The 12,388-nt window shown below is 69.3% G+C and carries 11 protein-coding genes; all 11 read left to right on the top strand.

The window, feature by feature from the left end; all coding sequences use genetic code 11:
• The first annotated feature begins 2 nt into the window (after positions 1-2).
• The 11 genes from ABT130_RS01390 to ABT130_RS01340 all read left to right on the top strand — a co-directional run bounded on the left by ABT130_RS01390 (position 3) and on the right by ABT130_RS01340 (position 12,114).
• Positions 3-794: a class I SAM-dependent methyltransferase gene (locus ABT130_RS01390; protein WP_350951872.1), complete on the top strand. Its 792-nt coding sequence runs from the start codon at positions 3-5 to the stop codon at positions 792-794.
• Between the two features lie 119 nt (positions 795-913).
• Positions 914-1,282 carry a BlaI/MecI/CopY family transcriptional regulator gene (locus ABT130_RS01385; protein WP_350911232.1) on the top strand — a complete coding sequence of 123 codons (369 nt, stop codon included), beginning with the start codon at positions 914-916 and terminating at the stop codon, positions 1,280-1,282.
• The gene (locus ABT130_RS01380) at positions 1,283-2,209 is read left to right on the top strand and encodes a M56 family metallopeptidase (RefSeq protein ID WP_350911230.1); all 927 of its coding nucleotides are present in this window, start codon (positions 1,283-1,285) and stop codon (positions 2,207-2,209) included.
• Positions 2,210-2,315: 106 nt separating this feature from the next.
• The gene (locus tag ABT130_RS01375) at positions 2,316-2,843 is read left to right on the top strand and encodes a helix-turn-helix domain-containing protein (RefSeq protein WP_350911228.1); all 528 of its coding nucleotides are present in this window, start codon (positions 2,316-2,318) and stop codon (positions 2,841-2,843) included.
• A 3-nt stretch (positions 2,844-2,846) separates the two neighbouring features.
• Positions 2,847-3,266 (top strand): hypothetical protein, encoded by a 420-nt coding sequence (locus ABT130_RS01370; protein WP_350951870.1) that lies wholly within the window; start codon positions 2,847-2,849, stop codon positions 3,264-3,266.
• A 212-nt stretch (positions 3,267-3,478) separates the two neighbouring features.
• A complete protein-coding gene (locus ABT130_RS01365; RefSeq protein WP_350911224.1) occupies positions 3,479-3,805 on the top strand; it encodes a DUF2516 family protein in 327 nt (108 codons plus the stop codon).
• 79 nt (positions 3,806-3,884) lie between these two features.
• Positions 3,885-4,439, top strand: a complete 555-nt coding sequence (locus ABT130_RS01360) for a GNAT family N-acetyltransferase (protein WP_350951868.1) — start codon at positions 3,885-3,887, stop codon at positions 4,437-4,439.
• A gap of 48 nt (positions 4,440-4,487) precedes the next feature.
• Positions 4,488-5,549 (top strand): LacI family DNA-binding transcriptional regulator, encoded by a 1,062-nt coding sequence (locus tag ABT130_RS01355; protein WP_350911220.1) that lies wholly within the window; start codon positions 4,488-4,490, stop codon positions 5,547-5,549.
• Positions 5,536-6,921, top strand: coding sequence for a serine/threonine-protein kinase (locus ABT130_RS01350; RefSeq protein ID WP_350951866.1), 1,386 nt, complete (start codon positions 5,536-5,538; stop codon positions 6,919-6,921). Before ABT130_RS01355 ends, ABT130_RS01350 begins: the two co-directional genes overlap by 14 nt.
• A 275-nt stretch (positions 6,922-7,196) precedes the next feature.
• A complete protein-coding gene (locus ABT130_RS01345; RefSeq protein ID WP_350951864.1) occupies positions 7,197-8,768 on the top strand; it encodes a cellulase family glycosylhydrolase in 1,572 nt (523 codons plus the stop codon).
• A gap of 406 nt (positions 8,769-9,174) precedes the next feature.
• Entirely contained in the window at positions 9,175-12,114 is a 2,940-nt protein-coding gene (locus ABT130_RS01340) for a glycoside hydrolase family 48 protein (RefSeq protein WP_350911214.1), read from the top strand.
• Positions 12,115-12,388 lie beyond the last annotated feature (274 nt).

Below are 12,388 nucleotides of genomic sequence, written 5' to 3'. Positions count from 1 at the left end.
CCATGTCCAAGCCGATAGGGGAGATCACCAGGGGGACCACCGGTCACAACCGCCTGCGGCGGGCCGACCGGTGGGTCGTCGCCGCGCACGGCCGCCTGCTGCGCGCCGCCGACCGCCCGCTGGTGGTCGACCTCGGCTACGGGGCCTCGCACACCACGACCCTGGAGATGTTCCTGCGGCTGCGCCGGATCTGCCCCTCGGTCGAGGTCGTCGGCGTCGAGATCGACCCGGCCAGGGTCGCGGCGGCCAGACCCCACGAGCGCCCGGGGCTGTCCTTCGCGCTTGGCGGCTTCGAGTTGCCGGTGGACCGGCCGCCCATGCTGGTCAGGGCCTTCAACGTGCTGCGGCAGTACGGCGAGGCGCAGGCGTGGGAGTACTGGGCGATGCTCCGCGAGCGGCTCGCGCCGGACGGGGTGATCGTCGAGGGCACCTGCTCGGAGGTGGGCCACCGCGCGGTCTGGGTCGGGCTCGACCGCTCGGGTCCCCGGACACTGACCCTCTCGGCCCGCTTCGACTCCTTCGAGCGCCCCTCGGATCTGGCCGACCGGCTGCCCAAGACGCTCATCCACCGCAACGTCCCCGGTGAGCCCGTCCACGCCTTCCTGCGTGACTTCGACCACGCCTGGGCGGTCAACGCGCCCTTCGGCTCCTACGGTTCCCGCCAGCGCTGGATCGCCTCCGCGGAGACGCTCGCCGCGACCTGGCCGCTGGCCGCGCGCCCCCCGCTCGGCGGCCGGTCGCGCTGGCGGCTCGGTGAGATCACCCTCCCCTGGGCCGCGGTCGCCCCGAGATGACCTGCTGGACTCCGCCACGCCCTGAGCGAAGCGCGTGAGACGAGCGGGTACGCCGTGAAACGCATCACTCGACAACCCGTAGTACTACCCCTCGTGGTGCGGGGGTTAGTCTTGACGGTGTGAAGGGTCTCGGCGAGCTTGAACGCAGCATCATGGACATCATCTGGGCACAATCATCCCCCGTGACGGCACGGGAGGTCGGACGCCTGATATCCGACCGCGACCTGGCGCCGACCACCGTGATGACCGTGCTCGACCGGCTCACCCGCAAAGGCTTCCTGGTCCGCACCCGCGACGGGCGCGCGTGGCGGTACGCGTCCGCGGAGAGCCGCGACGCCTACGTCGCGGAGCTTATGCTGGAGGCGCTGGATCTGACCGGTGACCGGTCGGCGGCCCTCACCCGGTTCGCCCAGGCCGTCACCGGCACCGAAGCCGACATCCTGCGCAGGGCCCTGACCGGCCTTGAGGAGGAGCTGGAGGACGAGTAAATGACCGCGGCAGCCCTGGCGACGCTCGCCCTGGCCTGCGCGGTCGGCGCCTGGCGGTTCACCAGGGCACGGTGGACCTACCGCGCTCCGCACGTGGCCATCGTGCTGTGGCAGGCGCTGGGGGTCACCTGGGGGCTGGCCGGGACGGGCGCTCTGCTCGGCTACGCGCTGGAGCCCTATGGCCAGGGTGTGCTGCACGGCCTGGCCGGCTTCGCCGCCTCCGCGTTCGGTGGCGGCCGGGGATTACCCCAGCCGTACGACCTGCCGAGGATCGTCGCGCTCATCGCCGGGCTGACGGCGCTCGCCGTGCTGATCATGGTGCTCCTCGCCGCGGGCGTGCAGACGTTCCGCGCCCGGCACCGCCACCGCACCCTGCTCGCCCTGATCGCCAGGGAGGACCCGGTGGTCCCCGGCGTACGGGTGCTCGACCACCCGGGCGCCACCGCCTACTGCGTGCCCGGCCTCCGCTCCCAGGTGGTGGTCAGCGAGGGTGCGCTGAAGCTGCTCTCCGCCGACGAGCTGACCGCGGTGCTCGCCCACGAGACCGCCCATGTGCGCGAGCGGCACGACCTGGTGCTGCTGCCCTTCGCCGCGCTGCGCAGGGCCCTGCCCTGGTCGCGCGTGGTCAAGGACGCGCAGAGCGAGGTCAGCCTGCTGGTGGAAATGGCCGCCGACGACGTCGCCCGCCGCTACTGCTCACCACGCCGCCTGGCGACCGCCCTGCTGCGCTTCGGCACGGCGGGCGCCGTCCCCGCGCCGCACGGCGCGCTGGGCGCCGCGACCTCGTCGTCCGCCGCCGTGATGGCCAGAGTCGAGCGCCTGGTGACACCGGGCCCGATCCTGCCGCTCGGGGTCCGCTACGCCATCGTCGCCTTCTCCGTCACCCTGACGGCCTCGGCCCCGCTGCTCTGGCTGATCCCGCACTGACCTCACCTCGGCGTACCGGCCATCCTGATACAACTTCACCCCAAAACGCTTGCAAGTGTTAGCCATGGCGTTTGCAATTGCAAGCATGGTGGGGCAGACTCAAGGTATGGCACTACCCAAGGTCGGCTCGATCGGTGAGTACATCCGCGAGCAGCGCACGCACGCGAAAATCTCCCTGCGTCAGCTCGCCGCGGCGGCGGGGGTCTCCAACCCCTACCTGAGCCAGATCGAGCGCGGGCTGCGCAAGCCCAGCGCCGAGATACTGAACCAGATCGCCAAGGGCCTGCACATCTCGTCGCAGGCGCTCTATGTCCAGGCCGGTCTCATCGAGGAGCGCGAGCCGGACAGCGACGTGCTGACCGCGATCAGAGCCGACCACCTCATCACCGAGCGCCAGCGCCAGGTGCTGATCGACATCTATGAGTCGTTTCGCAAGGAGAACCGGGCCGAGGCTCCGGACGAGGATGCGCAGACCTCCCAGAAAGCGCATCCCGCACCGGAGCCCCGGCAGGGTGACGCGGGCTCCTCGCCTGACGACGAGGTACCGCTGCCCGGGGAATATCTCACCGCGTTGAAACCCTACGCGGCGCCCCCGAGCAACGGCCACATCACAAAGGAAACCAAGGAAGGTTAACCCATGCCCATCACCACCGAAGTCAAGAAGATCGCCGAGTCCAAGCCGTTCTACGCCGTCGCCGGGGCCGGCGACTTCGCCGTCGAGAAGCTCATGAAGCTTCCGGAGCGGATCCATAGGCTGCAGGGCCGCCGCGAGGAGATCCGCGAGGCCGCGAAGGACCTCCCGGAGAAGGCCAGGGAACTCGCCGGCAAGGCCGAGGGCTACGCCAAGGACTTCCCCGTGAAGGCGCGCGACTACGCCGACCACTTCGCGGGCAGGGCCACCGAGCTCTACGAGGAGTTCGCCAACCGCGGCCGCAAGGTCGTCTCCAAGACGAGCAGCGAGGCCGCTCTGGAGCTGGAGGAGCTCTCCGAGGCCGCCCGGCCCACGACCCAGAAGAAGGGCGCCCGCACCTCGAGGTCCGGCACCTCCAAGGCCTGAGCCCGTCGAGGGCTCGTCAAGCGAGGTCGCGGCCGGGCAACCGGCTCCAGGACCCGTTCCGGCGCCGCCGGGGCGGGTCCTGCGGCGTTCGGGGCCGTTCCCCGGCCGAGCGTGTTCGACCGGAGCGGGCATGTGGAGGCCGATGACGCCGCGAAGGGGACTTTCGGCATTAGGCTGAGGGAAACCGGTGAGGCGAGCGTTCTGGAGAGACGATGATCCAAATCCACGGTGCCCTGGACCTGGTCTTCTGGATCCTGGCCGTCGGGGTGTTCGCGCTGTCGGGCTGGGCACTCGTCCACGCGGTGAGGACCCCCGCACGGGCGTTCGCGGTCACCGGCAAGCAGAGCAAGAACCTGTGGCTGGTCATCCTGGGGCTGGCGGCCCTGTTCGGCTTCGCCGCCGCGGTGGGTTATCTCAGCACGCTGAGCATCTTCACGATCGCGTCCGTCATCGCCTCGGGCATCTACCTCGCCGACGTGCGCCCCGCCGTGCGGGAGATCGGCAAGGGCGGCAACCAGGGGCCGTACGGCCCCTGGTGAGGCGCTCTCCCTCCGGCTGAGGACCGGCGCCTCCGGCGATCCGGTTGCCCTGCGAGGTTTCGGCCGGTAGACACACCGAATGATGTTCGCGCACAAACCCACGCTCTCCGGAGAGCACGTGACGCTCCGGCCTGTCGGCCCCGAGCATGTGGACGGCCTCTGGGAGCTGGTCAACGACCCCGAGACCGTCCGGCTGACCGGCTCGCACGGCAAACCGGAGTTCGAGTCGATCAAGAGCTGGTACGGCTCGCGGAGTGACCACGGCGACCGGCTGGATCTGGCGATCTGCACTGCCGAGGACGACGCCTACGTGGGCGAGATCGTGCTCAACCAGCTCGACGCCGACAACCTCTCCTGCAACCTGCGCATCGCGCTGATCGGCCCGCGCGTCTACGGCAAGGGGTACGGCACCGAGGCGATCCGGCTGACCCTCGACCACGCCTTCACCTCCACACCGCTGCACCGGGTGAGCCTGGAGGTCTACGCGTTCAACGAGCGGGCCGCTCACGTCTACCGCAAGATCGGCTTCACTCCGGAGGGGGTATGCCGTGACGCACTGCGCATGAACGGTGAATGGTACGACTCCGTAATCATGGCGATACTTGCCTCTGACTGGGTTGTCAGGGAAATTTGACATACACATGGTGATTTTTCGGAAACATCTTTTGACACTTCCGAAACAATGCTAGGTTCACTGGGAGCGCTCCCACCTGTGCGGAATCTTGGTGTGGAGGAAGTTATGACGGATCTACCCACACTTGCCCAGGTCGCAGCAGAGGCAGGGGTCTCCCCCGCCACAGCGTCCCGGGTACTCACCGGTTCAGTCAGAGTCAGCACATCGACTCGTAGGCAGGTGCATGACGCAATCTCGCGTCTCGGTTACGTAAGGCATCGCGCTCCCCGTGGCGGCTCCGGCCGCCGATCCGACCAAGTCGTGGCCGTAGTGGTCTGCGAGCCCGCGCACCGGCTGTTCACCGAGCCGTTCTACGCGAGAATGATCACCGCTGCCGAGGAGGTTCTCACCGGGCACGGCGTTCCCCTGGCCGTGATGACCGCCACGGCGGCCACCTCCACCATCGCCACGCCCCCGCTCGTCGCCGGAGGCATCGACGGCGTGCTGTTGATCGGCGCGCGCGACAGGCACCCGCTCGTGGTGACCCTGGCCGCCTCGGGCATCCCGGTACGCAGCGCGGGCCGTCCCCCGGACGGCATCGACCTCCCCCATGTCGACATGGACAACCGCGACGGCGGCAGGCAGGCGGCGGAGCACCTGCTGCTCGGCGGCCGGCGGTCCATCGGCGTCATCGCGGGGCCGCCCGCCCTGCCGGCCGCCCGTGACCGGCTCGACGGATTCCTGCGGACTCTCACCCTGGCCGGGATGACCGGCGTGCCGGTCGCGTACGGCGACTTCAGCCACGCGTCGGGGGTGCACGGCATGCAGTGGCTGTTACGCCGGATGCCGCACCTCGACGCGGTCTTCGCGGCCTCCGACGTGATGGCCGCGGCCGCGTTGCAGACCCTGCGCCGGGCCGGCCGCCGGGTACCTGAGGACGTGGCGGTCATCGGCTTCGACGACGCCCCCGCCGCCCGGCGGACCTCCCCCACGCTCACCACGGTCCGTCAGCCGGTGGAGGAGTTCGCGGCGCTGGCCACCAGGCTGCTACTGCTCTCGATGGGCTCGGCAGGCGCATCCCGTGACAACCCCGTACTCCCCACTGAGCTGGTGGTCCGTGAGTCCGCCTGACCTTGCCGGACTCCGTGCGGGAGACGTGCTCACCCGCAGGTACCTGCTGCTGGAGCGGATCGCCTGGGGCGGCATGAGCGTCATCTGGCGCGCCTTCGACCAGTCGTTGCAGCGGATGGTCGCGGTCAAGCTGCTGGACGGCGAACTCGGCGTCGACCACGGGGAGCGCGAGCTCATCCGCAGGGAGGCGCGCGCCACCGCGCGCCTCATCCACCCCGACGCGATCGAGGTCTACGACTACGGGGAGACCGTGACCTCGCACGGTCGCCTGGCCGCCTACGTGGTGATGCGCCTGCTGGAGGGGCGACCGCTCGCCGACCGGATCATCGAGGGCCCGCTGCCGTGGGCGGAGGCGGCGCTGATCGCCGCCAGGCTGGCCACCGTGCTGGCCGCCGCCCACGAGCGGGGGATCGTCCACCGGGACGTCACCGCCGACAACGTGCTGCTCACCGCTACCGGCGCCAAGTTGCTCGACTTCGGCATCGCGGCGTTCATCGGGGAGGACGGCGACGACCGGGCCTCCGACTACGGCACACCTCCCTACGTGGCGCCCGAGCGGCTGACCGGCACCGTCGCGGACCCGGCGAGCGACGTCTACGCGCTGGGCGTGCTGCTGTTCGAGATGCTCACCGGCAACCCCCCGTATCCGGAACGCACCTGGGAGGAGATCGAGAACGTCCGGCGGGAGGGCCCCCCGCCGATGGCGGACGTGCCGGGGATGCCCGCACAGATCAGCGCCCTCTGCCAGACATGCCTGTCACCTCGGCCCGAGGTCCGGCCGAAGGCACAGGAGGTGGCCGACGGCCTGGCAGAAGCCCTGATGCCGCCCCGTTCGACCGGCAGGAGCACCCTGACGCGCTGGAGCATGGTCACCGCGACGGCGACGACGCTGCTGGTGGGAGGCCTGGTGTGGAGCCAGCTCACCGGTTACCCCGACGGCCGGGTGGCCGGCCCTCAGGGGCGCGGAACGCTCCCGGCCGCCGCCCTCGACCCCGCCACCGCGTTCCCCGAACCGGGCACGACGCCGAGCCCCAGCCCCTCCCCTTCCGCTCCCGCCGTCCGCAAGGGGGGCGGGCGGGAGGTGGAGCAGACGCCCTGGACAGAGGCTGTCCGCTCCTCCGTCCCGAACCTCAACCAGAGCCTGCGGAGTTTCAACGCCGTGCTGGCGAAGGGGGAGGACGAGGGCAGGATCCGCCCGGACGTGGCCCTGGACCTGCGGCAGGTGCTGGCCAACAGCGTCCGGGACTCCGGCGACCTCACCTCGATCCGGGGAAAGATCGCCGACCGGAACCGGGAGGGCTCCCTGCCCGACGATTTCCGCCGCGCGCTGGAGGCACAGCTCCTGCTCGTGTCGGTGGCCCTGACCGGTTGAGCCCGTCGCGCCGGCCTGCCGCGGTGGTACCCCACCACCGGTGAACAGACCGGCGGGTGGCGCGACGGATGAAACTTTCACCTGGTGATCGGCGGGACGGGAAGCGTACCGAGCGAGCTAGGAGGGGTCGCGGGCGCCCCTGAGGGGGCGGGAACGGTCCCGCACACGGTTGACGGGAGCGGGGTGAGCGCCGAACCATGGCGAGCGCGACCGGCCGCACCTTCGATCGCGGGGGCCTCTCCCCGCGTACAGATCCCGTCCCCGAAGGGCTCTTGATGAAAGTCCTGCATGTTCGCAGGTGGCCGGCGGCGCTCGCGGCGCTCGTGGTCACCTCGGCGCTGGCGGTCGCGCTCGGCTCCTCCCCCGCGGGTGCCGCGGGCGGAACCGGTACCGGCTACCTGCGCACCTCCGGTAACAAGATCGTCGACAGCACGGGCGCGACGGTCCGGCTGACCGGCATCAACTGGTTCGGCATGGAGACCGACAACAAGACCTTCCACGGGCTGTGGTCGAGCAACCCGTGGAAGGGCCAGATCGACAAGATGGCCTCGCTCGGCTACAACACCCTGCGCGTGCCGTTCTCCAACGACGCGCTCAAGCCGGGCGCGGTCGCCAGCGGCATCAACGACTACGTCAATCCCGATCTGGTCGGCAACACCCCGCTGCAGATCCTCGACAAGGTCATCGCCTACGCGGGAAGCAAGGGGATGCGGATCATCCTCGACCGGCACCGGCCGACCGCCGCCGGGCAGTCGGCCCTGTGGTACGTCGCCTCGACGCCGGAGAGCACCTGGATCAACGACTGGAAGGCCCTTGCCCAGCGGTACGCGGGCAACACCACGGTCATCGGCGCCGACCTGCACAACGAACCGCACGCCGAGGGCACCAACCCGGCGGCCACCGGGGCGTGCTGGGGGTGCGGTGACACCGCGCGCGACTGGCGACTGGCCGCCGAGCGCGCGGGCAACGCCGTGCTGTCGGTCAATCCCAACTGGCTGATCTTCGTCGAGGGGGTGAGCTGCCCGAGCGGTGGCCTGTCCAACGTCTGGGACAACGACCCGAGCAACGACGAGGACTGCGGCTGGTGGGGCGGCAACCTCTCCAAGGCCGGAGAGTTCCCCGTGCGACTGAACGTGGCGAACCGGCTGGTCTACTCGCCCCACGAATACGCCACCTCGGTTTACCACCAGGCCTGGTTCGACGCGCCGAACTATCCGGCGAACATGCCCGCGATCTGGGACAGGTACTGGGGCTATCTCTACAAGCAGAACATCGCCCCGATCATGATGGGCGAGTTCGGCACCACGCTCCAGGCGGCCGTGGACAAGGTCTGGCTCCAGGAACTGATGAAGTACACCGGCACCGGGGTGAACGGCATGTCCTTCACCTACTGGTCGTGGAATCCCAACTCGGGTGACACCGGTGGCATCGCCAAGGACGACTGGATCTCCATCAATCAGGACAAGCAGGACATCCTCCAGCCGTACCTGATCCCACCGGTCGGCGGCGGTGGCGGAGGCACCCCCACGCCCACGCCCACACCGACGACCACCACCTGCCAGACCACCTACGCGATCACGAACTCCTGGTCCGGCGGCTTCCAGGCGGAGCTGACCGTGAAGAACACCGGGACGTCGACCTGGAACAACTGGTCGGCGAGCTGGACCATGCCGTCCGGGGTGACGCTCGGCAGCGGCTGGAACGCCACGGTCACCCAGAGCGGGACCACCTTCACCGCGAAGGCCCCGAGCTACGCGGCCAACCTCGGGGCGGGCCAGTCCGTCGTCGTCGGCTTCACCGCCACCGGGCCCGCCACCCCAGGCCCGTCCAACATCACCTGTTCCTGATCGACATCTCCCCGGCGGGTGCCCGCCCGCCGGCATCGTCGAGGGCGTGCCGCCGAGCGGTACGCCCTCGCGTGGCATCTCTCCGGATCCTGAAACGGATCCCGGCACGAGCTCCGGTGTTCGGCGGCCCCGGGGCCGGACTCGGCCTCGCAAGCAAGCGCTCGACCCCAAAGATCGGGAAGCCTGAAACTTTCACGGCCTGCGAAAAAAGTGGCGCGGATCGTAGCAGCCTGGCGGCATGGGCCGTGAAACATCGACGTAACCGAGGACACATGCCATTGACATCCCTGGGACTGTCCCCAGAATCCCTTATGGGAGCGCTCCCACCCCCTCTCTCCCTTGCTTGATCCTGCGCGAGGCCACTACCAGCAAATTCGTGCTGATCTCACCCCCGGAGGCCCACTTCATGCATCGATATCCCATCAAAGCGGGAGCGCTCCCACGCTTCCGGAGACGAGTCGCCGCGCTGGCGCTGCTCAGCCTGGCGGCCGGGACGACCACCGCGCTGGCAGCCTCGCCCGCGCTCGCCGCCGTCGCCTGTGACGTGACCTACACGACCAACGACTGGCAGGGCGGCTTCACCGCCAACCTGACCGTCAAGAACCTCGGTGACCCGCTGACCGGCTGGACCCTCGGGTTCAGCTTCCCGACGACCACCCAGAAGGTCACCCAGGGCTGGAGCGCCACCTGGGCGCAGAGCGGCCAGGCCGTCACCGCCAAGAACCTGGACTGGAACGGCAACCTGGCCACCGGTGCCTCGACCAGCATCGGCTTCAACGGCAGCTGGTCCGGTACCAACCCCAAGCCGACCTCCTTCACGGTCAACGGCGTGGCCTGTGGCGGGACCACCCCCGTCAACCAGCCGCCCACGGTGAAGATCACCGCTCCGGCGGCCGGGGCCACCTTCGCCGCGCCCGCGACGGTCCCGATCACCGCCGACGCGGCCGACAGCGACGGCACCGTCTCCAAGGTCGAGTTCCTCAACGGCAGCACGGTGCTGAGCACCGACACCACCGCGCCGTACGCCTTCAACTGGACGAACGTCGCCGCCGGAAGCTACTCGCTCACCGCGCGGGCGACCGACAACGCGGGGGCGGTCACCACCTCCACCCCGGTGGGGATCACCGTCACCGCCGACTCCGCCGCCGCGGTGCTCGCCACCCCGTCCACCATCGCCGTCCCCGAGGGCGGCACCGCCGACTTCTCGGTCAAGCTCTCCAAGGCCCCGACCTCGAACGTCACCGTGACGACCGCCAGGACGAGCGGTGACACCGACCTGACCGTCTCCTCCGGCGCGTCGCTGACCTTCACCACCGCCAACTGGAACACGGCCCAGACGGTGCGGATCGCCGCCGCCGAGGACGCCGACCAGACCTCCGGCAGTGCGGAGTTCACCTCGACCGCCCCCGGTCACACCTCGGCCAAGGTGACCGCCACCGAGGTGGACAACGACGTCAGCGGTGGCGACAACGAGTACATCAAGCGCTTCGTCGCGATGTACAACAAGCTCAAGGACCCGGCGAACGGCTACTTCTCGCCGGAGGGCGTGCCCTACCACTCCGTCGAGACCTTCATGGTCGAGGCACCGGACCACGGGCACGAGACCACCTCCGAGGCCTACAGCTACTACCTGTGGCTGGAGGCGGCCTACGGCAAGGTGACCGGCGACTGGAGCAGGTTCAACGCCGCCTGGGCCTCGATGGAGAAGTACATCATCCCGGCCACCGCCGACCAGCCGACCAACTCCTTCTACAACCCGTCCAAGCCCGCCACGTACGCCGGCGAGTGGGACGACATCAAGCAGTACCCCTCCAAGCTGGACAACGGCGTGAGCGTCGGCGTCGACCCGATCGCGAACGAGCTGAAGACCGCCTACGGCACCAGCGACGTCTACGGCATGCACTGGCTGCTGGACGTGGACAACACCTACGGCTTCGGCCGCTGCGGGGACGGCACCACCAGGCCCGCCTACATCAACACCTACCAGCGCGGCCCCGAGGAGTCGGTCTTCGAGACCATTCCGCAGCCGTCCTGCGACACCTTCAAGCACGGCGGCCCGAACGGCTTCCTGGACCTGTTCACCGGGGACAGCAGCTACGCCAAGCAGTGGAAGTACACCAACGCCCCCGACGCGGACGCCCGCGCCGTCCAGGTGGCCTACTGGGCGCACACCTGGGCCACCGAGCAGAACAAGGCGTCGCAGGTCTCGGCCACGGTCGCCAAGGCCGCGAAGATGGGTGACTACCTGCGCTACGCGATGTACGACAAGTACTTCAAGAAGCAGGGCTGCACCAGCACCTCGTGTGCGGCGGGCACCGGCAAGGACAGTGCCTCCTACCTGCTGAGCTGGTACTACGCCTGGGGCGGCGCCAACGACAGCTCCGCCGGCTGGGCCTGGCGGATCGGCTCCAGCCACAACCACTCCGGCTACCAGAACCCGATGGCCGCCTGGGCACTGTCCAGCGTGGACGTGCTCAAGCCCAAGGGCACGACCGCCGTCGCGGACTGGACCATCAGCGCCAAGCGGCAGCTTGAGTTCTACCGCTGGCTCCAGTCGAGCGAGGGCGCGATCGCCGGTGGCGCCACCAACAGCTGGCAGGGTCACTACGCGGCCCCGCCGTCGACACTGCCCACCTTCTACGGCATGGCCTATGACTGGCAGCCGGTCTACCACGACCCGCCGTCCAACCAGTGGTTCGGCTTCCAGGCCTGGACGATGGAGCGGGTCGCGGAGCTCTACTACGCGACCGGCAACGCCGACGCCAAGCTGATCCTCGACAAGTGGGTCAAGTGGGCCACCGACAACACCACCGTCAACGCCGACGGGACCTACCAGATCCCCTCGACCCTGGTGTGGACCGGCCAGCCCGACACCTGGAACGCGAACAACCCCGGCAGCAACAGCGGGCTGCACGTGAGCATCAGGGACTACACGACGGACGTGGGCGTGGCGGGTTCCTACGCCAAGGTGCTGATGTACTACGCGGCCAAGTCCGGCAACGCCACCGCCAAGAACGTCGCCAAGGGCCTGCTCGACGGCATGTGGAAGAACAACCAGGACGCCAAGGGTGTCTCGGTCCCCGAGACCAAGGCCGACTACCGGCGCCTCAACGACCCGGTCTACGTCCCCGCGGGCTGGAGCGGCAAGATGCCCAACGGCGACGTGATCAACTCCAGCTCGACCTTCCTGTCCATCCGGTCCTTCTACAAGAACGACCCGGACTGGCCGAAGGTGGACGCCTTCCTGAAGGGCACCGGGCCCGCCCCGTCCTTCAACTACCACCGGTTCTGGGCACAGGTGGACGTCGCCGTCGCCCTGGCCGAGTACGGCCGGCTCTTCCCCTGATCCGGCACCTTCCCCGATCCCGATTCCGACCTTGACCCCGGTTCCCGGTCCGGCTCCCGTCTGAGCCGGACCGGGAACCGGGATCCACCTCCCCCGAGACCTCGGGGCGTGACGGCACCCCTGACCTGCTGTCACGCCCCGAGCACCACCTCCGAGAGGCACCTTATGAAATCCAGTGAGGGGACTACCGGATTCGTCCGGCGGGGAAATCGCTCCCGCGTTGGTCTTTCTCTGTTCGAGCCGGGCAGGGCTTGCCCGTCGCCTACCCCGACCG

It is taken from the genome of Streptosporangium sp. NPDC001681, assembly GCF_040298085.1.
Classification (GTDB): domain Bacteria; phylum Actinomycetota; class Actinomycetes; order Streptosporangiales; family Streptosporangiaceae; genus Streptosporangium.
This window is presented reverse-complemented; position numbering and strand designations above follow the sequence as displayed.